Annotated in this window: 20 protein-coding genes and 1 tRNA gene; 10 read left to right on the top strand and 11 right to left on the bottom strand. The window is 65.8% G+C overall.

Features of this window, described 5'->3' with window-relative positions:
* The first annotated feature begins 50 nt into the window (after window positions 1-50).
* Both EA798_RS11080 and EA798_RS11075 read left to right on the top strand, forming a co-directional pair.
* Complete coding sequence (locus EA798_RS11080) at window positions 51-1208, top strand: acyl-CoA dehydrogenase family protein (RefSeq protein WP_122098977.1); 1158 nt, start codon at window positions 51-53, stop codon at window positions 1206-1208.
* Window positions 1205-3991, top strand: a complete 2787-nt coding sequence (locus EA798_RS11075; protein WP_122098976.1) for a response regulator — start codon at window positions 1205-1207, stop codon at window positions 3989-3991. The genes EA798_RS11080 and EA798_RS11075 overlap by 4 nt, the downstream gene beginning before the upstream one ends.
* On the opposite strand, the gene EA798_RS11070 is transcribed toward EA798_RS11075, so the two are convergent.
* Genes EA798_RS11070 through EA798_RS11060 form a run of 3 tightly spaced genes read right to left on the bottom strand, consistent with a single transcriptional unit; the run spans window position 3954 to window position 7539 of the window.
* Window positions 3954-4175 carry a hypothetical protein gene (locus EA798_RS11070; protein ID WP_106156510.1) on the bottom strand — a complete coding sequence of 74 codons (222 nt, stop codon included), beginning with the start codon at window positions 4173-4175 and terminating at the stop codon, window positions 3954-3956. The two genes, EA798_RS11075 and EA798_RS11070, sit on opposite strands and share 38 nt — an antisense overlap.
* Window positions 4172-5299 (bottom strand): PepSY-associated TM helix domain-containing protein, encoded by a 1128-nt coding sequence (locus EA798_RS11065; RefSeq protein ID WP_122098975.1) that lies wholly within the window; start codon window positions 5297-5299, stop codon window positions 4172-4174. The genes EA798_RS11070 and EA798_RS11065 overlap by 4 nt, the downstream gene beginning before the upstream one ends.
* Window positions 5299-7539: a TonB-dependent receptor gene (locus EA798_RS11060; protein WP_122098974.1), complete on the bottom strand. Its 2241-nt coding sequence runs from the start codon at window positions 7537-7539 to the stop codon at window positions 5299-5301. Before EA798_RS11060 ends, EA798_RS11065 begins: the two co-directional genes overlap by 1 nt.
* Before the next feature lie 290 nt (window positions 7540-7829).
* Between EA798_RS11060 and EA798_RS11055 the strand changes: the two genes are divergently transcribed.
* The 3 genes from EA798_RS11055 to EA798_RS11045 all read left to right on the top strand — a co-directional run bounded on the left by EA798_RS11055 (window position 7830) and on the right by EA798_RS11045 (window position 9977).
* A complete protein-coding gene (locus EA798_RS11055) occupies window positions 7830-8288 on the top strand; it encodes a YybH family protein (RefSeq protein ID WP_106156504.1) in 459 nt (152 codons plus the stop codon).
* A gap of 88 nt (window positions 8289-8376) precedes the next feature.
* Entirely contained in the window at window positions 8377-8733 is a 357-nt protein-coding gene (locus EA798_RS11050; RefSeq protein WP_106156502.1) for a YciI family protein, read from the top strand.
* 2 nt (window positions 8734-8735) lie between these two features.
* Window positions 8736-9977 (top strand): RNA polymerase sigma factor, encoded by a 1242-nt coding sequence (locus EA798_RS11045; protein ID WP_122098973.1) that lies wholly within the window; start codon window positions 8736-8738, stop codon window positions 9975-9977.
* A gap of 287 nt (window positions 9978-10264) precedes the next feature.
* On the opposite strand, the gene EA798_RS11040 is transcribed toward EA798_RS11045, so the two are convergent.
* On the bottom strand, window positions 10265-11608 hold the full coding sequence (locus tag EA798_RS11040) for a sigma-54-dependent transcriptional regulator (RefSeq protein ID WP_122098972.1): 1344 nt from the start codon (window positions 11606-11608) through the stop codon (window positions 10265-10267).
* Between the two features lie 31 nt (window positions 11609-11639).
* Window positions 11640-13403: a sensor histidine kinase gene (locus EA798_RS11035; protein WP_122098971.1), complete on the bottom strand. Its 1764-nt coding sequence runs from the start codon at window positions 13401-13403 to the stop codon at window positions 11640-11642.
* Window positions 13404-13606: 203 nt separating this feature from the next.
* Between EA798_RS11035 and EA798_RS11030 the strand changes: the two genes are divergently transcribed.
* From EA798_RS11030 to EA798_RS11020, 3 genes are all read left to right on the top strand, one after another.
* The gene (locus EA798_RS11030) at window positions 13607-14818 is read left to right on the top strand and encodes a cyclic di-GMP phosphodiesterase (protein ID WP_122098970.1); all 1212 of its coding nucleotides are present in this window, start codon (window positions 13607-13609) and stop codon (window positions 14816-14818) included.
* A gap of 289 nt (window positions 14819-15107) precedes the next feature.
* Window positions 15108-16595, top strand: a complete 1488-nt coding sequence (locus tag EA798_RS11025) for a SulP family inorganic anion transporter (protein ID WP_122098969.1) — start codon at window positions 15108-15110, stop codon at window positions 16593-16595.
* Window positions 16596-16609: 14 nt separating this feature from the next.
* Window positions 16610-17461 carry a universal stress protein gene (locus tag EA798_RS11020; protein ID WP_122098968.1) on the top strand — a complete coding sequence of 284 codons (852 nt, stop codon included), beginning with the start codon at window positions 16610-16612 and terminating at the stop codon, window positions 17459-17461.
* A 39-nt stretch (window positions 17462-17500) separates the two neighbouring features.
* Here EA798_RS11020 and cfaB read toward each other — a convergent pair whose 3' ends face one another.
* The gene (gene cfaB / locus EA798_RS11015) at window positions 17501-18682 is read right to left on the bottom strand and encodes a C17 cyclopropane fatty acid synthase CfaB (RefSeq protein WP_122098967.1); all 1182 of its coding nucleotides are present in this window, start codon (window positions 18680-18682) and stop codon (window positions 17501-17503) included.
* A 149-nt stretch (window positions 18683-18831) separates the two neighbouring features.
* Here cfaB and EA798_RS11010 point away from each other — a divergent pair, with 149 nt between their 5' ends.
* Entirely contained in the window at window positions 18832-19206 is a 375-nt protein-coding gene (locus EA798_RS11010) for a DsrE family protein (RefSeq protein ID WP_122098966.1), read from the top strand.
* The gene (locus tag EA798_RS11005; RefSeq protein ID WP_122098965.1) at window positions 19203-19667 is read left to right on the top strand and encodes a glycine cleavage system protein H; all 465 of its coding nucleotides are present in this window, start codon (window positions 19203-19205) and stop codon (window positions 19665-19667) included. The genes EA798_RS11010 and EA798_RS11005 overlap by 4 nt, the downstream gene beginning before the upstream one ends.
* Window positions 19668-19746: 79 nt before the next feature.
* Here the strand turns inward: EA798_RS11005 and EA798_RS11000 are convergent, their stop codons facing one another.
* The 5 genes from EA798_RS11000 to fdhE all read right to left on the bottom strand — a co-directional run bounded on the left by EA798_RS11000 (window position 19747) and on the right by fdhE (window position 24568).
* Window positions 19747-20064 carry a hypothetical protein gene (locus EA798_RS11000; protein WP_122098964.1) on the bottom strand — a complete coding sequence of 106 codons (318 nt, stop codon included), beginning with the start codon at window positions 20062-20064 and terminating at the stop codon, window positions 19747-19749.
* A 132-nt stretch (window positions 20065-20196) separates the two neighbouring features.
* Window positions 20197-20292 (bottom strand) — tRNA-Sec (locus tag EA798_RS10995).
* A gap of 39 nt (window positions 20293-20331) precedes the next feature.
* Window positions 20332-22248 carry a selenocysteine-specific translation elongation factor gene (gene selB, locus EA798_RS10990; RefSeq protein ID WP_122098963.1) on the bottom strand — a complete coding sequence of 639 codons (1917 nt, stop codon included), beginning with the start codon at window positions 22246-22248 and terminating at the stop codon, window positions 20332-20334.
* A complete protein-coding gene (gene selA / locus EA798_RS10985; RefSeq protein ID WP_122098962.1) occupies window positions 22245-23654 on the bottom strand; it encodes an L-seryl-tRNA(Sec) selenium transferase in 1410 nt (469 codons plus the stop codon). Before selA ends, selB begins: the two co-directional genes overlap by 4 nt.
* Window positions 23651-24568 (bottom strand): formate dehydrogenase accessory protein FdhE, encoded by a 918-nt coding sequence (gene fdhE / locus EA798_RS10980; protein ID WP_122098961.1) that lies wholly within the window; start codon window positions 24566-24568, stop codon window positions 23651-23653. The genes selA and fdhE overlap by 4 nt, the downstream gene beginning before the upstream one ends.
* Window positions 24569-24641: the final 73 nt, after the last annotated feature.

Genomic DNA, 24641 nt, shown 5'->3' with positions numbered 1-24641 from the left:
CTGATATCCACCCGGGCGGATGCCGGCCTCCCTTGATTTCAGGAAGATTAATGGACCATTTGCTACCCGTTCAGCTCGCCGAGTTGCAGAGCGTCGCCACTGATCTGGCCGAAACCGTGATCGCACCGCTGGCCGCCGAGGTGGATGCCGAATGTCGCTGGCCTGCCCACTCGATGCAGGCTTTTGCCGATGCCGGTCTGCTGGGGCTGCAGGTGCCGAGCGAACTGGGCGGACTTGGGCAAGGGTTGCTGGGCCTGTGCGTGCTCACCGAGGCGATCGCCCGTGCCTGCCCGTCGTCGGCGCTGTGCTACGGCATGCATTGCGTGGCGACCGCGGTCATCGCCGCCAAGGCCACCGAGCATCAGCGTGATCATTACTTGCGCGAGATTGCCGCGGGGCGGCACCTCACCACGCTGGCGCTTTCCGAGCACGGCACCGGCGCGCATTTCTACCTGCCGGAAACCCGCCTGGACGCCGATGGCGAGGACTTCGTCGTCGACGGCACAAAGCAGTTTGTCACCAACGGTGGGCATGCCGATTCCTACGTTGTTTCCACGGTAGCCGCGGGCGCCGAAGCCGGGGATTTCAGCTGCCTGATCGTCGACAAGGGCAGCGTCGGTATGCACTGGCTCGACGCCTGGGCCGGCTTCGGCATGCGTGGCAACTCCTCGCGGCCGCTGCGGCTGGACAAGGTTCGGGTGCCCGCGCGCAACCTGCTCGGCGAGGCGGGCGATCAGGTCTGGTATGTGTTCGAGGTGGTCGCACCGTTCTTTCTGATGGCCATGGCCGGCACCTATCTCGGCGTTGCCCAGGCGGCGCTGGACGAAGCCAGCCTGCACCTGCGCTCGCGGCGCTACAGCCATTCCGGCGAAGCCCTGCGGGATGTGGAAAGCCTGCAAATTCGCTACGGTGAGCTCTGGACCGATCTGGTCAAGACGCGCGCCCTGGTGCGCGAAGCGGCACGTCGCGGTGATGCTGCGCATCCCGAGGCGCTGCCGTTCATTCTGGCGTGCAAGGCAGAAGCTGCGGAAACCGCGGTGCGTCTGGCGAACGAGGCGATGACCCTGTGTGGCGGTGCCGCGTACCGCGAGAACAGTCGCGCAGCGCGTCTGCTGCGCGATGCCCGCGCCGGCCATGTCATGACCCCCACAACCGGCCTGCTCAAACTCTGGACAGGTCGCAGCCTGCTCGGGTTGCCGCTGTTATGAGCGAGGTGCTGCTCGACCACGTCGCACTGCTGGAGGCAGGCGACGCCCATCTGCGCGAGCGGATAGGCAGTTGGGCCGTGACCCATGGGCTGCAGCTGCACACTCTGGATGTGGGCGCATTGCCGTCCGAAGACGATCAGCCGGCTCTGGTGCTGCTGGCGCCAGGGCTGGCGCGTCCGGTGGCCCTGGCTCGCCAATTGCGCAGTCGCTGGAAGGCCACGCAACTGCTGTTCCTCAGCGAAGATGCGAATGTCGACGCCCTGCATCGCGAGTTGGGTCCGGCACCTCTGCTGGGGCCCTACTGGTCCATCGTCACGCTCGACACCAGACCGCTGCAGCAACTCGATGAGGCGCTGGCGAGCGTGCACCGGCGGATGCGCCTGCGCACGACCCTGGCGCGGGCCAACGTCACGGTCGATGGCACCAATGCGAGCCGGCGACCGCTGCCTGCGGCGGAACTCTACCTGCATCACTTCATCGACGCGGCGCGCGACGCCATCGTCGGTCTCGATCACGCGGGCGCGGTGCTTTACTGGAGTGCTGGCGCTGCCGAACTGTTCGGCTTGCCGCGTGCCGAGGTATTGGGGCGCCCAGCAAGTGGCCTGCCGTTCTGGAGTGCCGAACTGGCCCAGGCCTTGACGCGTGTGCAGGACTGCGATCAGACACTGACCCTGCAGCATGACGACACAGGCGGTGGGCGGACGCTGGAGATCGTCGTGGCCGCCGTCTGCGCGGCGAATGGCGCGGTGGTGGGCGCGGCGCTGACCGTGCGTGATGTTTCGGCACTGGTTGCCGAGCGCCGCGCCAGCGAACTGCAAGGGCATCAGCTCAGCGAGGAGCGTGCGCACCTGCAGCGGCTGTTCGACCAGGCACCGGGCTTCATCGCCATCACCGAAGGGCCGCAGCATCAGCTGAAGATCGCCAACCGTGCGTTCCACCAGCTGGTCGGTGCCCGCGAGCTGCTTGGCCGCCCGGCCTTCAAGGCGTTTCCGCAGCTGGAGAGCCGCGCGCTTTCCGAGCTGCTGCAGCAGGTCTACGTCACCGGGCGGCCCTACATCGGCCGCGACATTGCCGTGCGTGTACGACCGCAGGCTGGCGGCAAGGCCGAGCGGCGCTACGTGAACTTCATCTTCCAGCCGATATTCAGTGAAGACGAGCAGGTCGGTGGGATCTTCTGCCAGGGCCATGACGTCACCGCTCAGGTGCTGGCGCAGCAGGAACTGCGGCGCTCCAGCGAGCGCCTGCAGGAGCTGGTCGAGGAGCGCACCCGCGAACTCGAACTCAGCCGACAGGCGCTGTATCAGTCACAGAAGCTCGAGGCCATCGGCAAGCTGACCGGTGGCGTGGCCCATGACTTCAACAACGTGCTGCAAGTGATTGCCGGCAACCTGCAATTGCTGCAGCCGCTGGTGGAAGAGCACCGCAGCGCGGCCAAGCGCGTCGATGCTGCCAGCTCGGCGGTCGAGCGCGGAGCAAAGCTGGCGCGCCAGCTGCTGGCCTTCGCCCGCCGCCAGCCGCTGCGGCCGCAACCGACCAATCTGGGCCGGCTGCTGCGCGATCTCGACGAGCTGCTGCGCCAGGCCATTGGCGAGCACATCGAGATCGAAACCGTGGTGGCGGGTGGGTTATGGACCACCATGGTTGACCCGAATCAGCTCGAACAGGTGGTGTTGAACCTGGCGATCAATGCCCGGGATGCGATGCCTGATGGCGGCAAGCTGACGCTCGAACTCGGCAATTCCATGCTCGACGAGCATTACGCCGAGACCCAGAGCGATGTCACGCCCGGTCAGTACGTACTGCTGGCGGTGTCCGACACCGGCGTCGGCATGCCCGCCGACGTGATCGAGCAGGCCTTCGAGCCATTCTTCAGTACCAAGCCCGAGGGCCACGGCACCGGGCTTGGGTTGAGCATGGCCTACGGCTTCGCCAAGCAGAGCGGTGGACACATTCGCCTTTACAGCGAGGAGGGCGCCGGCACTACCGTGAAGCTCTACCTGCCGCGTACCGAACAGCCCGAAGTACAGGCGCTGCAGCCGACGGTCGGCCCGGTGGTGGGTGGCAGCGAAACCATCCTGGTGGTGGAGGATGACCTGCCGGTGCAGGCGACCGTGATCGAACTGCTCACCGGCCTCGGCTATTCGGTGCTGCGCGCCAATGATGCGCAGAGCGCCCTGAGCATTCTGCAGAGTGGCCTTTCCATCGACCTGTTGTTTACCGACGTGGTCATGCCGGGCCCGCTGAGCAGCACCGAACTGGCGCGCCAGGCGCGACTGCTGCTACCGGATATCGCGGTGCTGTTCACCTCCGGCTACACGCGCAATGCCGTCGTGCATGGTGGCCGGCTCGATCCGGGTGTGGAGCTGCTGAGCAAGCCCTACCGCCAGGAAGACCTGGCGCGCAAGGTACGACAGCTGCTGGGCGCGCAGCACAGCGAGGAACGGGCCGCCCCGCAACAATGGGTGATGGTGGTGGAGGATCAGCCGCAGCTGCTTGCGCTGACCTGCGAAATGGTCGAGGAACTGGGCTACCGCGCCAGCGGCTATCCGACCGCGGAAGCGGCCGCGCAGGCGATGCACGAGCAGCGCTTCGACCACCTGCTGCTCGACGTCAACCTGCCAGGCCGCTCCGGCCCCGACTTCGCCACCGACGCCTTGCGCACCCAGCCATGGTTGCGGCTGGTGTTCGTCTCCGGCGAAGGGCGTATCGAAAGCAATCTGCCGGCGCGCTCACTGCCCAAGCCGTTCAGCTTCGACCAGCTCGCCGAGATCCTGCAGGGGTAAGGTCGCCGCCGCGTGACGGTGGGCGGGCGCCGCTACGTGACAAGCCCTGCAGGCCGATGGCGACGGGTGCCGCCAGGGCCAGCCAGCTCAACCAGTCGCCCGCGCCTTCTGAGACCAGCCCGGCGATCAGCCCGAGCGTGGACGCGACGCCGATCACCACCGGCCACAACCAGATGCGCATCATGTCCGCACCTCGGTCGCGCCGCGCTTGAGCCAGAGGTACAGGCCGCTGCCCAGCACGACGATGGTGAGGATATCCAGCAGCGCCCATAGCACCTTCAGCGGCAGGCCGCCGTAGTCGCCGAAGTGCAGCGGCTCGGACAGCTGCAGCGCGGTGACGTACCAGGGGCGGGCGCCGGCTTCGAGCACCTCGCCATCGGCGGGGTCCACCAGCAGCGCCTGGCTCAGCCGTGATGTCAGCGGCGTGTCGCCACGCAGGATCACCGCGACATGGTCCGGCGTGGCGCGCAGCGTGCCGGGGTAGGCGATCATCGCCACCGCCATGCCCGGCGCGGCGGCCAGTACACGGTCGACAGCAGTCTGCAGCGAGCCGTCCGCGGCGGGTGCATCACCGGCGTCCTTCGGCAGCAGCACGCGGGTCTTGCCGGCCTGCAGGGCGGCGACCTGTTCGGCCTGCCAGGCCTGGAAGATCAGGTCCGCCCAGGTGTTGATCACCCCGGTGAAGCCCACCGCCAGCGCCCAGACCAGGGTGACGATGCCGAGCAGGTTGTGCAGGTCCAGCCAGCGGGTGCGGGCGGTGCGTTCCTGACGCACTTCGCCGAAGCGCAGCTTGCGCATGAAGGGCGCGTAGAGCACCACGCCGGAGATGATCGCCACCATCAGCAGCAGGCCCATGAAGCCGAGGAACAGCTTGCCCGCCAGCCCCGCGTAGAGGTCGACGTGCAGACGGTACATCACGCTCATGAACCCCTCGTCGAAGTTCGGCGCGCCCAGAACCTCGGCCGTGCGGGCGTCGGAGAGGATCAGTGTGGACCCGCTCTCGTCGGTGTCGACGCGGGTATCGAGTTTGACGTACCAGACATCCGGATCGTCTTCCTCGGCGAAGAAATACAGCGGCACCAGCCCCGGATAGGCCTCGACCGCCTTGGCGGCCACCCGATCGACCGGAGCGCGCGGCGTGCCTTCGGGCATCGCCGGCGCCTCGATCTCGTTGCCGGTCAGGTGGTCGATCTCATGCGAGAAGATCAACGGCAGGCCGGTCAGGCACAGCATCAGGATAAACAGCGTGCAGACCAGGCTGGACCACTTGTGGACCCAGCCCCAGCGACGAAGCGTGGCTGCCTGCATCAGAAGTCGACCGTGGCGCTGACCGAGAGCGTGCGGGGGGCGCCGAGGACGAGGTAGTTCGAGCCTGGATAGCCACCTGTGGAGGCCCAGTAGTCACGGCCAGTGGCGTTGTCGAGACGGGCGCGGAGCGTCACGTCGCGGTCCTGCACTTTCATCCCGTAGCGCGCGCCGAGGTCCAGACGAGTCCAGGACGGGATTTCCCGGTCATTGTCGATATCGGTGTACTGGCTGCCGGTATAGACGACGCGACTGGTCAGCGTGAGGCCGGCAAGCCCGGGCACATCCCATTCTCCGCCAATGTTGGCTTGGGTCTTAGGCACTCCGATAGCGTGGTTACCGTCGTAATCGCCATTGTTGGTGTCGCTCAGCTCGGTATCGAGGAGGGTGACGCCGCCCAGCAGACGGATCCCGGAGGCCGGTTCGCCGAACAGCGACAGTTCGATCCCGCGATTGATCTGATCGCCTCCTTCGCGGAAGACGGAGTCGGTCACTACGCCGATAGGGCGTTCGGTGCGGAACACCGCTAGGCTGCCGCCCAGGTTGATGCCGTCGTACTTCAAGCCGATCTCGGTTTGCTTGGCGATGTGTGGTGCCAGCGTCTGCCCGGCGTTGCTAACTGCCTCGATCGTTCCATCTGGCCGCCTGGTGGTCCATGGGGCGGTGTCACCTTTGGCAAGTCCTTCGATGTAGTTGGCATAGATCGATACGTCATCGGTCAGCTTGTAGAGCACACCACCAACTGGAGTGGTCTCGTAGCGGTTGATTCGTGAATCGCGATCTCCAGTCGCTGCAGAGTAGTTCTTGGTCTCGATCCCTTGTCGACGTGCGCCCAGGGTTACAAGTAGCCGATCATCCATGAACCCAAGCGTGTCTGCGATCGCCAGGCTCTGAGTGGAGGTGCGGCCAATCACATTGGGATCGGAAAACGAACCGTTGATGTTTTTCGGCAGCAAGTCGGGGATAGGGACGTCATACGGGTTATCGAGGCTACCGGCCAAAAGGTTGTCGTAATCTGATCCACCGAACGCATTGCGTTCCTCGGCCCGAAAGGTCGCGGCAGACATTACCCATTGGTGTGAAACCTGCCTGGTCAATGCACGGCCGCGCAGGCCAATTTCACCTGTAGATATTTCTTCCTTGCGTCGGTTATCGAAGCGATATGCAGTCGTGGTGTCGGCGCCGACGTAAGTCGGGTTGGCCAAGCGGTTTTCTTCCTCGCCGCGGCGCGCGCCTACGGCTAGCCAGCCCGTGACCGAGTCAGAAAAGTCATATTCGCCCCGGACGGTGCCAAACGTCTGCATTTCCTTGGAGAACGTCCATGGCTGAGCAAAGTTATCTTTGGCGTCTGGTGCGCTTGGTAGCGGTATACCGGTGGCGATGCTCACGCTGGGGCGAGGCGCATCTATGAAGTGGTATTGATGACCGATATCAGCAGATAGGCGGAAGTTGTCGCCCTGATAGTCGAGGCCGAGGGCGAACATATCCAGAGTACGGTCTTCGTTGTCGACTGACGTCTCGCCGGCATGCTTGGCAGCGTTAAGACGCAAGCCGAAGCGCTCCTCTTCACCGAAGCGGCGGCCCAGATCGACGGCTGCCGAACCTTGACCGCCATTTTCGGCACCCACTGTCAGTCTCGTGAGCGGCTCATTCGGAGCACGCGTGGGTACGAGGTTGATCATGCCGCCAACACCTGAGCCTCCCGGTGCCGCACCATTAAGAAAGGCGCTGGCGCCACGGAAGACTTCGGCGCGCTCAATGAATTCGGCCGCTACGTACTGACGCGGCAGCAAGCCGTAAAGCCCGTTGTATGAAATATCGTCGGAAAACAGCGTGAAGCCGCGCACGACGTACAGCTCCTGCATGTTGCCGAAGCCCCGTGCCACACGCACCGACGGATCGTTCTGCACGATGTCCGACACGCTACGCGCCTGCTGATCTTGAATCAGCTTGGAGGTGTATGCGGTTGAGGTGAACGGAGTCTCCATATAGTCCTGATTGCCGAGAATACCCACACGCCCACCACGGGCGACCTGTTCGCCGGCGTAGGGCTGGGTCAGCCCGTCTGCAGAGGCGTCGGCGCTGGCGGTGATCTCCATCGATTGCAGCTCCACCGGCTCGGCTGCTGTGCGCTGGGGCTTGTCCTCGAGTTGTTCCTGGGCCATGAGCGGCGAGCCAGCGAAGCTGGCGGCAAGGCAAACGAGCAGCAGTGCAGTTTTGCGCGGGAAGCGGAGAGTGGACATGACGGACCTGACCGGACGTTGAGCTGTGGGGAAGGCGGAGGACGGCGCGCGGGTTGTTGAGAGCCTGTGCCATCTGGGAGCCAGTATCGTATCTAAAAGATAACAATTCGCAACTGTATTCCGCCTCGCGGTGGCTCGTCACAGCGGCCTGTCGCCTGCCCGGGCTGTCTGGCTCGCGGCCTGTCCCTCCTAAGCGACTTTGCAAAAAAAAGATTCTCCGGCCTGTCGATTGAGGGACACACCGGACGACTAGTTGACGAACCCGTTCAACCAGATGACAGGAGACGGACATGAACAGCGAAACCCGCCAGGACGAACTCGCCATTCGCCAGCTGCACGAAACCTTCGAGCAGGCCACAGCGGCCAAGGATCTGGACCGGATCATGGCGCAGTACGCCGATGACGTAGTCGCCTTCGATGCGGTTGGCGCCCTGCAATTCAAGGGCGTTCCCGAGTATCGCGCGCACTGGCAGCGCTGTTTCGAGTTCTGCCAGGGCGAAGGCTTTTTCGAAACCCACGAGTTGCACGTGGACGTCAGTGGCGACATGGCCTGCAGCCGCATGCTCACTCACTGTGGCGGCCCCAATGCCGAAGGCGAGATGCAGGCCGCCTGGATGCGCGGCACGCGGGTCTGGGCGCGCCGCGATGGTGAGTGGAAGGTGATCCACGAGCACTTCTCGATGCCCTTCGACATGCAGACCGGCCAGGTATGCATGGATCAGGCTCCGTCGCAGCAACAGGCCGGTTGAGGCTCGCCCTCGGCCTTCGTCGCGTGATCGGGCGAGGTCGTTCAATGGCTGCTAGCTTTGCTGCGTTGCCGGCAGACGGAGCCCCGCCATGAACTACCTGTGCCTGATCTATTACGACGAACAGCGTGTGGATGCGATGACCGATGAGCAGTGGCATGCGCTGGTCGCGCGGTGCCTGAGCTGCGCCGACGAGCTGCGTGCCAGCGGCCACATGCTGGCCGGCGAGCCGCTGCAGTCGGTGCGTACCGCGCGCACGGTGCGCGTGCGTGACGGCGTCACCTCGGTGGTCGACGGCCCGTTCGCCGAAACCCGCGAGCAGCTGGCGGGCTTCTATCTGATCGAAGCCGCGGACATGCGCGAGGCCGAAGCCATTGCAGCGAAGATCCCGCCGGCCGGTATCGGCTGTGTCGAAATCCGGCCGTTGCGCCAGCTGCCGCAGCGCTGAGCATGCCGCTTGTTGGAGCCTTCGCCGCTGCGCAGGTCGAGGCGGTCTACCGGCGCGAATCGCGTCGCGTGCTGGCTACGCTGATCCGTCTGTTGGGCGATTTCGATCGTGCCGAGGAAGCGCTACAGGACGCCTTTGCCGCCGCCCTGCAGCAGTGGCCGCGCGATGGTGTTCCGAATAACCCGCGCGCCTGGCTGGTATCCACCGGTCGCTTCAAGGCCATCGATGCCCTGCGCCGGCGGGCGCGCTTCGATGCCTCGTTGCGGCTGCTGGCCGAGCAGCTGGAAGACGCAGCCGAGGCGGCGGAGGTGGACGAGATGGAAGACGACCGTCTGCGGCTGATCTTCACCTGCTGCCATCCAGCCCTGCCGGCCGATGGTCGCGTGGCGCTCACCCTGCGCGAGGTCTGCGACCTGACCACCGAGGAAATCGCCCGCGCCTTTCTGGCGCCGCCGGCCACCATTGCCCAGCGCATCGTGCGCGCCAAGGCGAAGATCCGTGACGCCCAGCTGCCCTATCGGGTGCCCGAGCGCACCGAGTTGCCGGCGCGCCTGGAGAGCGTGCTGCGGGTGGTCTATCTGGTGTTCAACGAGGGTTACACGGCATCGGCCGGCGCCGAGCTGACCCGCGCCGACCTCTGTGCCGAGGCGATTCGGCTAGGTCGATTGCTCCTCGAACTGCTGCCCAACGCCGAAGTGATGGGGCTGCTGGCGCTGATGCTGTTGCACGATGCCCGCCGGGCGGCGCGTACCGATGCGACCGGCGAGCTGGTGCGCCTGGACGAACAGGACCGCAGCCTGTGGAACCGCCAGCAGATCGCCGAGGGATCGCAGCTGGTGCAGCTGGCGCTGAGCAGTCGCGCATTCGGCGCCTACGCGCTGCAGGCCGCCATCGTCGCCGTGCATGCCGAAGCGCCGAGCGCCGCGCAGACCGACTGGCCGCAGATCGTGCGGCTTTACGATGTGCTGCTGCAGCTGAACCCGTCGCCGGTAGTGGAGCTGAACCGCGCGGTAGCCGTGGCCATGCGTGACGGTGCCGAGGCCGGCTTGCTGTTGGTGGATGAGCTGCTGGAGCGTGGTGCTCTGCAGGACTATCACCTCAGCCATGCCACCCGTGCCGATCTGTTGCGCCGCCTGGCACGTAAGGATGAGGCGCGGGAGGCCTATCGCCGCGCGCTGCGTCTGGTACAGCTGGAGCCGGAACGGCGTTTTCTGCAGAGGCAGCTGGAGAGCCTGGACGGGTGATTGTGGCTGCTCAGGCGCTTGCCGATGGGAGTTAAGCCCGTGACGGTATTTCGCTGCTAAGCCTCGGTGGTACGTTCCAGGCTGGGGCCTGCGGAGCGGATAAAGCGTTCCTCCTGCGCAAAGCGTCGAGCCTGCCACTCTTGTGGTTTGCTCTGGGAGCGAAGGTCGCTTGGCCATCGATGGCCTGGCCGCTAAAGCCTGCGGGTCAACTCCGATGTGGCAGTTGAGCGGATCGTTCCGATGTTGCGGCAACATCCGCGGAATTCTCAGCGTCCCGGGCCGATCGCTCAGCTATCGGCACTGCCTGCCGGCAGGTAATCGCTGCGGCTCAGTCCATGGCGCTGCATCTTCTCGTTGAGGGTGCGGCGCGGCAGCTGCAGCTGGGTCATGACTTCGGTGATGTTGCCTTTGCACTGCTGCAGGGCGTTGTGCAGGCATTGCGCCTCGAAGGCTTCCATCTGCTCGGCCAGCGACTGTCCGCCGCTGCTCGCCGGGGCGGGCGCGCTGAGGCCGAGGGCGTGGCGTTCGGCGGCATTGATCAGTTCACGCACGTTGCCCGGCCAGTCGTGGGCGAGCAGTTGCGTCAGCTCGCCGGGTGTCACCGGCGGCGCGGCGCGGCCGTGGCGCTGGGCGGCCTGGCTGGCGAAGTGTTCGAACAGCAGCGGAATGTCCTCGCGGCGCTCGCGCAGTGGCGGGATGTGCAGTTCGGCGACGTTCAGCCGGTACAGCAGATCCTCGCGGAAGCGCCCGCCGCGCACCTCTTCGAGCAGGTCCGGCTTGGCCGCGCTGATCACCCGCAGGTCGACCTCGATGCTGCGGTTCGAGCCCAGCCGTTCCAGAGTCTTTTCCTGCAGCACGCGCAGCAGCTTGACCTGCTGGGCCAGCGGCATGCTTTCGATCTCGTCGAGGAACAGCGTGCCGCCGGCGGCGTGTTCGATGCGGCCGATGCGCTTGCCCTGGGCGCCGGTGAAGGCGCCGCTCTCGTGACCAAACAGCTCGCTTTCGAAGATGGTCTCCGGGATCGCTGCGCAGTTCAGCGCCACGAACGGCCCGCCGGCGCGCGGGCTGAAGTCATGCAGGCAGCGCGCGACCTGTTCCTTGCCGCTGCCGGTCTCGCCGCGGATCAGCACGTTGACGTCGGTCCCGGCCAGCTCCAGCACCTGCCGTCGCAGGTTATCCATGGCGCGGGATACGCCCAGCAGCTGCGATTCGATGCGGCCCTTGCGGGCGAACTGCTCGCGCAGCTGGCGGTTCTCGCAGACCAGCCGGCGCTTGTCCATGGCGCGGCGCACGCTGTCGAGCAGGCGTTCCGGGGTGAAGGGTTTTTCGATGAAGTCGTAGGCGCCCCGGCGCAGCGCCTGCACGGCCATGGGCACGTCGCCGTGGCCGGTGACCATGATCACCGGCAGGTCGGCGTCCAGCGCCACCAGCTGTTCGAGCAGGCCGAGGCCGTCGAGGTCGGGCATGCGCACGTCGCTGATCAGCACCCCTGGAAAGTCCCGATCCAGCGCCGTCAGCGCCTCGCGGGCGCGGGAGAAGGTGCGCACCTGAAAGCCGGACAGCTCCAGCCACTGCTGCACGGCCTGGCGGATCGCCGCCTCGTCGTCGATGAAGATTACCTGCCCGCTCATTGCCTGCTCCTCGCGGTCGCGTCGCGGCAGTTTACTCGGCGGCGTGCGCTTCGGCAGCCGGCAGCGTCAGGGTAAACACCGCGCCGTGCTCGTCATTGCTGACTTCCAGCGTGCCGCCCATGTCACGGACGATGCCGTAGGACACTGCCAGCCCGAGGCCGAGGCCCTGGCCGACCGGTTTGGTGGTGAAGAAGGGTTCGAATACCTGATCCAGGTGCTCGCTGGGAATACCGCCGCCGTTGTCGCCCACGCTGAGCTGCCAGCTGTCGCCGGCGAGCTGACAAAGGATGCGCAGGCGTCGCTGCGGACGCCCGCTCATGGCGTCCAGCGCGTTGTGCAGCAGATTGATCAGTACCTGCTCGAGGCGGATCGCATCGCCACTGACCATGGCCTCGGCCGGCACCTGGCGGAACACCTCGACCTGCTCGCTGCGAATGCGCGGCGACAGCAGCTGCAAGGCCTGCTCCAGCACCTCGGCCAGGCTCAGGCGCTGGCGCAACCCGGCCGGGCTCTTGCGGGCGAAGGTCTTCAGGTGGCCGGTCAGCGCCGCCATGCGTTCGAGCAGGCCTTCGACATGCCCGAGGCCTTCGCGCACCTCGCCGTCGCGGCCGCTGTCGAGCAGCAGGCGGAGGCTGGCAAGCTGCATGCGCAGTGCAGTCAGCGGCTGGTTGATCTCGTGGGCGAGGGCGGCGGACATCTGCCCCAGGGCGGCCATGCGCGCGGCATGCACCAGCTCATCCTGGGCGGTATGAAGTTCGCGGGTGCGCTCATGCACCAGATGCTCCAGTTCGCTGCGGCTGCGCATTTCCACGCGCCGCGTCTTGCGCCGCTGCGCCAGGTAGAGCAGCAGGAAGGCCAGGGTCATCCACACCCCGGCCGCGGCCAGGCGGTAGCTGCGTACGCTGGCCACCACCATCTGCGGGTCGTGCAGCAGGTGCAGCGTCCAGTCTTCCTCGGGCAGCGCCAGGCGTTGCCAGAGGTACTCGCGGCGGCCGTCCGGGCCATCCACCAGACGTCGCTCGCTGCTCTCGGAGAGTTGTTGCACGCGGCTGCTCTGCAACGGCTGCAGGGTCTGCTCGGCATAGCGGCGCACATCGACCAGGCGGCTGCGCACCTCATCACTCAGCGGGCGCAGGTAGCGGAAACGCCAGGCCGGACGGTTGGTGAGAATGACGATATCCAGCGAATCGGCAATCAGCAGGATGCCCGGCTGGCCGACCCAGTCGCGCTGCATGTCTTCCAGCTCCAGCTTGACCACCAGTACGCCAAGCACTTCGCCGGCGGCGTTCTTCACCGAACTGGAGAGGAAATAGCCGGGAATGCCGGTGGTGACGCCGACCGCGAAATAACGCCCGCTGTCATGGGCCACGGCGTCGCGGAAGTACGGGCGGAAGGCGTAATTGTTGCCGACGAAGCTGCTCCAGTCGCGCCAGTTGCTGGCGGCAATGGTCTCGCCGTTGCGGTCGAGCAGGTACAGCACCGAAGACCCGGCGGCGTGATTCTGCTGTTCCAGGCGCTGGTTCAGTTCGCGACGCAATGCACGGTTGCCCGGGTCGGCAAGGAGCCCCTGGATGTCGCTGTCCAGCGCCAGCAATGCCGGCACCGAGCGGAAGCGCTCGACCTGGGTATGGATCGCCTGGGCATAGAGTTCAAGCTGGCCCTGAGACTCCTGACCGCGCTCGGCCCAGGCGCGCTGTTCGGCCAGGCGCCCGGCCCAGTACATGCTCAGCAGCAGGCCGACGAGAATCAGCGCCACGATCAGGGTTACACGCAGGCGGTTGGGCAGGGCAGGCATGACGGCGCTCGCGACGGGACGCGCCGATGGTAAGCGATAGTCAGCGCACGTGGTGCATTGCCGGGGGGCGACGTAGCACCAAAGTCGTGACCTGGTCCTGTAGAGGCAATATGCCATCACGCCTATACTGTAGGGAGTTACCTTCAGCTCAAGCAGGGATCGCTGATAGGGGAATGGCCTCGCCGTTCCAGTCGAGGTCCGCCTTGCTTAGAAAGATCCTGGTCAGCCAACTCCGCTTCGGAATGTACGTACACGCGCTGGAGGGCAGCTGGTTCGACCATCCATTCTGGCGCAGCAAGTTTCTGCTGACCGACCCCGCGGACCTTCAGGCGCTGCGCGCCAGCGGTATCAAGGCCGTCTGGATCGATGCGGGCAAGGGTGTCGATGTGGAGACGGCAACGCCGCCGGCGGCAGAGGCCCCGCCCCTCGGGGCTGACACGCCCGTCGTGCCGCTTGCCGTCCCCCCGCCAGTACAGCAGTGCAGCGCCAAGGAAGAGATGCAGCGCGCCACCGAGCTGCTCAAACGCTCAAGGCAGCAGGTCACCTCGGTATTCAACGAGGCGCGCCTGGGCAAAGCCGTCGATCCGCAGCAATGCCAGCCGCTGGTGGAACAGATTTCCGCATCCCTGGCGCGAAATGGCTCGGCATTGCTCAGCCTGGCGCGGCTGAAGACCAAGGACGAATACACCTACATGCACTCGGTGGCGGTCTGCGCGCTGATGGTCGCGCTGGCACGTCAGCTGGGATTGCCGGAAGACCAGGTGCACGAGGCCGGCATGGCCGGGCTGCTGCATGACATCGGCAAGATGGCCATGCCGCTGGACGTGCTGAACAAACCCGGCAAGCTCAGCGACGACGAGTACGCGGTCATGCGCAGCCACCCCGAACGCGGGCACGCCATGTTGCTCGCGGCGCAGACCTCGGTGTCCGATGCGGTGCTGGATGTCTGCCTGCATCACCATGAAAAGGTGGATGGCACCGGTTACCCCTACCGGCTGGCGGGCGAGCAGATCAGCCGGCTGGCACGCATGGGGGCGATCTGCGACGTGTATGACGCCATCACCTCAAACCGCCCGTACAAGACTGCCTGGGATGCGTCCGGTTCGCTGGCACGCATGGCGCAGTGGCACGGGCATTTCGATACCCAGCTGCTGCATGCCTTCGTGCGCACGGTGGGCATCTATCCATTGGGTTCGCTGGTGCGGCTGCAATCGGGACGGCTTGGCGTAGTGACCGAGCACCACCCGCAGCAGCTGACGGCGCCGCGCGTGAAGCTGTTCTATTCCACACGCGCCCGCGCGGCTATCGTCCCGGTGGAAATGGACCTCTCCAGCCCGCAGTGCAGCGACCGCATCGTCGGCCGCGAAGACCCCGCCGCCTGGGGCTTCAGCAACCTCGATGTGCTCTGGACCTAGACTGACGGTCGTAAAACGGGGGCGGTGCCGCTAGAATGCCGCCCCCCGAAAGCGATTCGCCCGGCGAGTCGCTCAGAGAAGAGCTCGTAATGCCCATGACCTGGCTGCCTGGTCCGCCATAGCGCTTCGCTCCCTCGCGTCAAATTGCGACGGCCTGTCATGGGGCGGTCGTACGCTGCTGTCCGTGCGTTTTGTCGACTGACAGCCGAATCAATCACCAAAAACTCGCCTTGTATCGCTGCCGGCCGCCCGTGGTCTGCATGGTGGTGCTTTTGCTCTGGATAGTCCGATGCTGCAATCGATCAAACAAAACTGGTTCTCCAACATCCGTGGCGACGTGCTGTCCGGCCTCGTCGTCGCGCTGGCACTGATTCCCGAAGCGATCGCCTTCTCCATCATCGCCGGGGTCGATCCGCGGGTCGGCCTGTATGCCTCTTTCTGTATCGCCGTGGTGATCGCCTTTGTCGGCGGCCGGCCGGGGATGATTTCTGCTGCCACCGGCGCCATGGCGCTGCTGATGGTGACGCTGGTGCGCGAGCACGGCCTGCAGTACCTGCTGGCGGCAACGCTGCTGTGCGGTGTGCTGCAGATCGGCGCCGGCTACCTGCGCCTGGGTTCGCTGATGCGCTTCGTCTCGCGCTCGGTGGTCACCGGTTTCGTCAACGCGCTGGCGATTCTGATCTTCATGGCGCAGTTGCCGGAGCTGACGAACGTCACCTGGCACGTCTACGCCATGACCGCCGCGGGCCTGGGCATCATCTACCTGTTCCCTTATGTGCCGAAGGTCGGCAAGGTCATCCCGTCGCCGCTGGTGTGCATCCTCTCGATGACGGCGGTGGCCATGTACTTCGGCCTGGATATTCGTACTGTCGCCGACATGGGCGACCTGCCTGACACCCTGCCGGTCTTCCTCTGGCCGGAGGTGCCGCTGACCTTCGAAACCCTGGCGATCATCTTCCCGTACTCCGCCGCGCTGGCCGTGGTCGGCCTGCTGGAGTCGCTGATGACCGCGACCATCGTCGACGACCTCACCGACACCTCCAGTGACAAGAACCGCGAATGCAAAGGGCAGGGTGTTTCCAACATCGTCTCCGGTCTGTTCGGCGGCATGGCCGGCTGCGCGATGATCGGCCAGTCGGTGATCAACGTGAAATCCGGCGGCCGCACCCGTTTGTCCACGCTGATCGCCGGCGTGGTGCTGTTGCTGATGGTGGTGTTCTTGAGCGACTGGGTCGGGCAGATCCCCATGGCCGCGCTGGTGGCGGTGATGATCATGGTGTCGATCGGCACCTTCAGTTGGGATTCGCTGCGCAACCTCAAGCGCTATCCGCTTTCCACCAACATCGTCATGGTCGTCACCGTGGTGGTGGTGGTCTTCACCCACAACCTGGCCTACGGTGTTCTGGCGGGTGTGCTGCTGGCGGCGATGTTCTTTGCCAACAAGGTCGGCCACTACCTGCACATCGGAGCGGAGCTGGATGCCGCCGGCAATCAGCGCACCTACAAGGTGATCGGGCAGGTATTCTTCAGCTCATCGGACAAATTCACCGGTGCGTTCGATTTCAAGGAAGCGCTCGGCAAGGTCACCATCGACCTGTCCCGCGCACATTTCTGGGACATCACCGCCGTGGCGGCGCTGGACAAGGTGGTCATCAAGTTCCGTCGCGAAGGCACCGAGGTCGAAGTGCTGGGTCTGAACGAAGCCAGCGCCACCATCGTCGACCGCTTCGGTGTGCATGACAAACCCGAGGCCATCGACCAGCTCATGAGCCACTGACCAGGAGAACAATAATGACCCACGTAATGGCTTGTATCGACGGATCACCGCAGGCCGCGGCGGTTTGCGACTATTCGGCCTGGGCCAGTAAGCGCCTGGATGCGCCTCTGACGCTGCTGCACGTGCTCGACCGCCAGCAGTATCCGGTGTCGGGCGATCTGAGCGGCATCATCGGCCTGGGCAGCCGCGAGTTCCTCCTGCAGGAGCTGGCCACGCTGGACGAGAAGCGGGCCAAGCTGGCGCTGGAAGAGGGCCGGATGATGCTCGATTCGGCACGCCAGCGAGCGATCTCCGCCGGAGTCGCCCAGCCCGAGTGCCGGCAGCGCCACGGTGATCTGGTCGAATCCCTGCGTGATCTGCAGGACGAGACGCGCCTGCTGGTCATCGGTCGCCAGGGCGAGGACAGCGGCGATGCCATCCAGCACATCGGCAGCCAGCTGGAGAACGTCATCCGCACCATGCAGCGGCCGATTCTGGTTGCCCCCAACGATTTCAGCGCACCGCAGAGCGTGATGCTTGCCTTCGACGGCAGCGCCACCAGCCGCAAGGGCGTGGAAATGCTCGCCGGCAGCCCGCTGTTCAAGGGCATGCCGATCCATCTGGTGATGGTCGCGGCCGACACCGACGACAACCAGGCGCAGCTGGAAAACGCCCGTGGCGTGCTGACTGCCGCAGGCTTCAACGTGGAAATCGCCATCCGCGCCGGTGAAGTCGAGCCGACCCTGCATGCCTATCAGGCCGAGCACGATATCGACCTGCTGGTGATGGGCGCCTACGGTCACTCGCGCATTCGCCAGTTCTTCGTCGGCAGCACCACCACCAACATGATCCGCACCACCCCCACGCCGCTGCTGTTGCTGCGCTGATCACCGTTCGCTGCGTACCCGTCCGCGGGCGCGGCGCGGTCAGCGGTAAAGGTCCGCGCGGCTCCACGGCAGTTCGTGGGAGCCATCGGCCAGCGGCTTGCTGGCGAGGATCTGGTGCAGGTTGATCCAGTTGTGGCGGAAGCCATAGGCGCAACCGGCCAGATAGAGGCGCCAGATGCGCAACGCGCGCTCGGGAACCATCCGTTTGGCCTGTTCCAGCCGCGCCTCCAGCCGCTCACTCCAGAAATCCAGCGTGCGTGCGTAGTGCAGGCGCAGGCTTTCCACGTCGACGATTTCCAGGCCGGCATCGCTGATGCAGCTGCTGATGTTCACCAGATGCGGCAGCTCACCGTGGGGGAAGACGTAGCGATCAATGAATTCGCCGGCGCCATGCCCCACCGGGCGGCCGTCGATGTGCCGGGCGGTGATGCCGTGGTTCATCACCAGCCCGCCGGGGCGCACGGCGTCGAACAGCCGCTGGCAGTACAGCGGCAGGTTGGCATGGCCGACATGCTCGAACATGCCGACGCTGACGGCCTTGTCGAAACGGCCATCCTGCGGCAGATCGCGATAGTCCATCAGCTCCAGCTGGACCCGATCCTGCAGCCCATCCTCGGCCACCCGTTCGCGGGCCAGCTCGAGCTGCTCGCGGCTCAAGGTGATGCCGAATACCTTCGCGCCGAACTCGCGGGCGGCATAGCGAGCCAGGCCGCCCCAGCCGCAGCCGACATCCAGCAGACGTTCACCAGGCTTGAGCCGCAGCTTGCGGCACAGGTGGCGCAGCTTGGCCTGCTGGGCCTGTTCCAGGTCCTCGCTACCGGTTTCGAAATAGGCGCAGGAATAGACCATGTCCTTGTCCAGCCAGAGCCGGTAGAAATCGTTGGACAGGTCGTAGTGATAGGAAATGGCCTCGGCGTCGGTCGCCTTGTCGTGCGCCTCGCGCGAAGGCAGTGGAAAGTCGTCCTCGCCCAGCGCCCGGGTGATCACGTCGCCGATGCGGATCACCTCATGCACTGGCCCAAGCAGGTCGATCTGACCTTCGACGTAGGCCGCACCGAGCACGTCCAGGCTTGGCTGCGCCAACCGAGTCACCAGATTCGGGTCCTTGATTACCAGGGTGACGCAGGGGGTTGGCCCGATGTCGATCTCTTTGCCGTCCCACAGTTGCAGCTTCAGCGGCAAGGCGAGTTCTTTCAGGGCCGGTAGCAATGTCGCCAGCATGCTCCATCTCCTTCTAGTGCATCCGTGAAAATCCTAGACCATGAAGTGAAAACTGTAGGCTATGGTGATGATAGTTTCATGCTATGGGCTCAATGGCTGCGAACGTGCAGCCGATCGCCCGAGTTCACAGCTTTGCCAGACGAGGTCGTATGGCGTCCGCCTGTTCACAACGCGTGCTGATCCTGGTCGCCAGTGGCCCCAGCACTCCGGCGCGCTGCGCCGCGCCCTTTCATATCGCCACACTGCTGGCCTGCATGGACGCGCAAGTCACTCTCTACCTCACCGGCGAGGGAGTGCAGCTGGCTCGGCGGGACATTGCTGAAACCCTGGTGGCGGTCGAAGGCGGCGAGCCGGTCCGGCACTTCATCCGCAACGCCAAACAGGCCGGCGCACGCCTGCTGATGTGCCGGCAGCCGGGCATGCAGGTCGACCCTGCGACGCTGATCGCCGAACTGGACGAAATTTCCAGCGGCGGCGAGCTGGCGCAGATGATCCTTGAGTACGACCGGGTGCTGACGCTATGAATGTGCAGGGTCTCGAATTCCCCGACGCGCTGCGTTACGCCCCGGAGCACAGCCTGTGGCTGCGTGAAGAGGTAGACGGCAGCGTCACCCTCGGCCTGACTGCATACGGCTGCGCACTCTACGGCCAGATATTCGCCTTCACCCCCAAGCGCGTCGGCGCCCGCATCGAGCGCGAGCGCAGCTTTGGTGTGGTGGAATTCGCCAAGGCCGCATCCTCGGCGCGCAGCCCGCTCGCCGGTGAACTGCTGGCCGTCAACGAAGCGCTACTCGAGAGACCGGCGCTGATCAATCAGGATTGTTACGGCGATGGCTGGATGGTCCGCCTGAGGCCGGAAGACTGGAGTGCGATGCGCGAGGAGTTCCCGCTGGGCAAGGCCGCCGAAGCCGCCATCGCCGAACGCATGCGGCTCGACAACTTCGACCCGGCCAACGCCCATGTGCAGGCGTTGCGGTGGAAATAGCGGTACTGGAGGCGCGGTAGATGACTTCAAACCATCTCAAACACCGCGCAAAGACGCTGACCGTGTTGCGCCAGACCTCTCAGGGCTTTTCCGGCGTCGAGCTGTCCAGCACCTCGAAGCAACTCGCCTTGATCGCATGATCCAGCTGGCGGATGCAGATATCGATGGCCAGATCGCGAGTGCGCTTGTTCGTCCACTCCAGCTCGGCCAACGTCTCGATCAGGTCCTGGTGGCCGTTCTCGTTGAGCAGTATCCCGTGCTGCACCGTCAACGTCCGGCCCTGAAAGCTCAGCTGCACCGGGTCGCGCCCGACGACGGACGCTCCTTCGGCCAGCAGGCAGTCGATATGGTCACGCAGCGCATGCAACGCACGACGCTCATCCGGCGAATTACCCACTACGGCCTCTCCTGTCCCTGGAAAGAAAAACCGCGATTGTGACGCGCTTCGCGCTGGAGTGCGATGGCTTTTTGATATTGCGAAGTGAGGCGGGCTGTCGCGGCGTGACGGCGAGGATGGAGCGGGGGTGGATGGCGGAAGGCAGTGAGAGTCGAACTCACCCGGGAACGGCTGCCGCCCCCAACCGGGTTTGAAGCCCGGCCGCACCACCGGGTGCGATTGCCTTCCTTATCTGGTCTTGATGTGAGAAAGGAAGCGGCGACCAGCCTACCCCAGGCCTGACTGGATCGCCAAGGCGCTGTCCTGGCGGACTTTGCGTTCGTTGCCGAAGCGGCGGGTGAGGCCGATGCGGTCGAAGTGTTCGAGCAGCTGGATGCTGCGTTTGCGGCCGAGCTGGATGCGGTCGCGGAAGGCGGCGGCGCGGATCACGCCGCTTTGTGCTTCCAGTTGCAGTACATGCCCCGCGAGTTGGCGAATGGTGAACTCGGGGTAGAACAAATCTTTCACCACCTGTTGCAGCAGGCCGAGGCGGGCGAGCTTGCGTAGCAGGTTGCGCATCTGTGTTTCGTCGACGCCGAGGTCGCGTGCCAGGTCGCGGACCCAGGGTGGGTCGAACTGGCCGGCTTCGAGCAATGGCCACAGGCGTGCTTTCAAATCTTCTTCCGCATCGCTCAGGCGCACCCGGTGATCGGGGCGGTGCAGCCACGGGCCGCTGGTTTCGATGTGGCCGGCGGCTAGCTCCTGCTCCAGCAGGGCGATAAATACCGGCCGCTCCAGCTGCGGCACGGCGTAGCGACGCAGGCGGTCGCGGTCGGGGCCGAGTTCGTCGGGTTGTTCTTCGTGAAAGCGTTGCAGGGCGGCGAGCAGGGTGGCTTCGAGTTCGTCCCAGCGGGCCTGATCGAAAAGCCGTGGCCCCAATCGCGTGCCGACTTCCAGTACGCCGTGCGGCAGCTGCCAGCCATCGCGCGGGCGGTTGAACTGGCGTTCCAGGCCTTGCGGGTCGATGCCATTGGTGGCGCTGGCGAGCAGTGGCGGCAATGCCTGCTCCAGGCTCGGCTGGTCGAGGGCGCGAAGTTGCTCCAGCCGCGCGGCACGACGGCGATTGCGTGGCGGTGCAAAGGGGTCGAGCACACGGCCACCGCCAAGGGTGCGCTGGGCGGACTGGTCGCGCAGGACGATGCGGTCGCCATGTACAGCGTGGCTCGGTGCGTTGAGCAGTAGCTGGGCGAAGGCGCGTTCGCCCGGCGCCAGGCTCGTGCCTTCGAGCAGGGCGACACGCGCGGTGACGTCCTGGGCGCCGAGGTGCACGTGCACCGGCGTCCAGTGCTTGAGCTCGTGGGCTTCGCCCGGCAGCAGCTGGAAGTCGACGTCGATGCGTTGGGTCGGCGCGTGCAGCAGTGGGTGCAGCAGCCAGTCGCCGCGATGGATCTGCTCCACTGCCAGCCGCTCACCGGCGAGATTCAACGCGACGCGCTGGCCGGCATGGGCTTCGTCCGCTTCGCGGTTCTGCGCATGCAGACCGCGGACGCGCACGCGTTTGCCGGCGGGGCCGAGCAGCAATTCGTCGCCGATTCGCACGCGCCCGGCAAAGGCGGTGCCGGTGACCACCACGCCAGCGCCAGTGACGCTGAAGGCGCGGTCGATGGCCAGGCGGAAGTGGCCGCTGTCGCTGCGGGCGGCGGTGCGCGCGGCCTCGTCGATCAGAGTGGCACGCAGGGCGTCGATGCCATCGCCGCGAATGCTGGAGACCGGAAAGATCGGCGTTCCGGCCAGTGCTCCGGCAGCCAGCAGGTTTTCGATCTGTTGCGCGACTTCGGTGATGCGCGCCGGCTCGACGTGATCGATCTTGGTCAGCGCCACCAGTGCCCGGCGGATGCCGAGCAGCTCGACGATGGCGAGGTGTTCGCGGGTCTGCGGCATGACGCCATCGTCAGCGGCGACCACCAGCAGCACGCAGTCGATGCCGCTGGCGCCGGCCAGCATGTTGTGCACGAAGCGCTCGTGGCCCGGCACGTCGATAAAACCGGTGAGGCTGCCTTCGCCGAGGTCGGCGTAGAGATAGCCGAGGTCGATGGTGATGCCACGCTCGCGCTCCTCGCGGCGGCGGTCGCCCTGTTGCCCGGTGAGGGCGTGGAGCAGTGCGGTCTTGCCATGGTCGATATGGCCGGCGGTACCGACGATCAACGGGCCAGCTCCTCTTGCAGGTGCGTCAGTTGCTGGAGGAAGGCCGGTTCGTCGTCCAGCTGGCGCAGGTCGAGCCAGAGGGCGTCGTCGTCAATGCGCCCGAGCACCGGAATCGGCAGGCAGCGCAGCGCTTCTTCAAGCTGGCGCAGACTGCGGCCGCGCAGGCGCTTGGGCTGTTGCGGACGGATGCACAGGGCGGCGCTGGGCAGGCGGGCCACCGGCTGCGCACCGCTGCCGATCATGCCCAGGGCATCGGTTACTGCGACTTGCCAGCTCTCGCCGAGCACGGCGGTCAGCGCCGGGGCGACGCGTTCGGCCTGGGTGCGGATCTCCGTCTGCGGGCGGCTGAGCAGGCGCAGGCTGGTGAGGCGTTCGGCGAGGCGGTCGGGGTCGCGATAGAGGTTGAGCACCGCTTCCAGTGCGGCAAGGGTCAGCTTGTCGACGCGCAGGGCGCGCTTGAGCGGGTTCTTCTTGATCTTCTGGATCAGCGCCTTGCTGCCGACGATCAGCCCGGCCTGCGGGCCGCCGAGCAGCTTGTCGCCGCTGAAGGTGACGATATCGGCGCCGTCGCGCAGCGCTTCCTGCACCGTCGGCTCCTTGGGCAGGCCCCAGCGCGAGAGGTCGAGCAGGCTGCCGCTGCCCAGATCTTCCAGCAACGGCAGATCGTGGGCATGGGCGATGCGCGCCAGCTCGGCGGTGGCGACGCTGGCAGTGAAACCCTGCACGCTGTAGTTGCTGGTATGCACGCGCATCAACAGCCCTGAGCGCGGGTTGATGGCCGCTTCGTAGTCCTTGGCGTGCGTGCGGTTGGTGGTGCCGACTTCATGCAGTTTCACGCCGGCGCGGGCCATGATGTCGGGGATGCGGAAGGCGCCGCCGATCTCGATCAGCTCGCCACGGGAAATGATGCCTTCCTTGCGTGCACCTAGGCTGTTCAAGGCCAGCAGCACGGCGGCGGCGTTGTTGTTCACCACGGTGACCGCCTCGGCGCCGGTCAGTTCGCGGATCAGTCCTTCGATGAGGTCGTCGCGGTCGCCGCGCTTGCCGGTGGCAAGATCGAATTCCAGGTTGAGCGGGTAGCGCGCCGCAAGGGTGATCGCCTCGATGGCTTCATCCGGCAGCAGGGCGCGACCGAGGTTGGTGTGCAGCACTGTGCCGGTGAGGTTGAACACTCGGCGCACGCGGCTCTTGTGCTGGCTGGCCAGGCGTTCGCCGGCGCGCCCGGCGAGCACCGCTTCGGACAGTTCCAGCGCGGCCAGCTGGCCACGGCGAGCCGGTTCGCGCAGTTCGTCGAGCAGGTCGCGCAGCGTCGCCAGCAGGGCCTGACGACCATAGCGCTGCTGCAGTGGCTGGCAGGCCGGGTCACGCAGCAGCCTGTCCACCGAGGGCAGGTGGCTGCTGCTCATGCCTCGTTACCCGGTGCCAGCAGCAGGTTGGGTGCCTGGCGGTTGTAGCCCTGATCGGCCAGCAGCAGGTCGAGGTCCAGCGTCGCCAGGTCGGCGGACAGGCTTTCGCCTTCCGGTGCCAGCTCCAGATAGAGCTGCTTGAGGTAGCCGTTGCATTCGGGGCAGGCCTCGGCCTTGATGCCGTTGGGCGAGCCTTCGAAGTGCAGGTAGTCGAGCTTCTTGGTGCTGCGGCAGTGGCTGCATTTCAGGCGCACGTAGTGCCATTCGCAGGCGCACAGGGAGCAGACCAGGTAGCGCAGGCCGTTGAGCTGCCCGCGGTGGCGGATGATGCCGGCCATGGGTGGTGCGCCGCAGCAGGGGCAGAGTGTCTGGTCTTCGCGTTCGCGCAGGTCGGAGAGGTCGAGCTGGAGCAGCCAGTGGGTCCAGGCTAGTTGCAGCGCGGCGCCGAGAAAGGGCACCAGCGCCGGCGGCAGGCTGTCGTACTGCCCGCTGACCAGCGCCACGGCCCAGGCCTTGCGCTGGCCGCTGTCGGCGCGGCGCAGCTGGTCGATGGCAGCGATGACCGACAGGTTGTCCGGCACCGCGAAGGCATCCAGCCAGGCATCGAGCAGCGGCAGCCACGCCCCTTCGCGCACCAGGGTGTCGGCGGCCAGCGGCGGCATGGCGTGCTTGAAGCATTCGCGGTTGCGCGCAGGGTCGAGCGGCGCAGTGGCGGGCGGGTTGTCCAGCACCTGCTGCTGTGCCTGGCATACGCCGGCGAGCAGGCGCAGGTAGTCGGCCAGCGGATGATCTTCGGCGAGCTTGGTCAGACGCGCGCTGCGCAGGGCGAACAGATCGCGCGGCGGCAGGTTGGTGAAGGGTGGTTTGCTGGCAGCGGCTTCGATCTGCCCGGGCTCTAGAATGGTGCCTGCCACGCAGGACTCCTTTTCTTGTGGTTATGCCGAACAGCATAGTCCGTCAGCGGTTGTCGCTCGGCTTTCGATGGCA

Source organism: Pseudomonas songnenensis, assembly GCF_003696315.1.
GTDB classification, from domain to species: Bacteria; Pseudomonadota; Gammaproteobacteria; order Pseudomonadales; family Pseudomonadaceae; genus Stutzerimonas; species Stutzerimonas songnenensis.
Note: the sequence above shows the minus strand (reverse complement) of the source record. Positions and strands in the feature narration are given on the sequence as shown.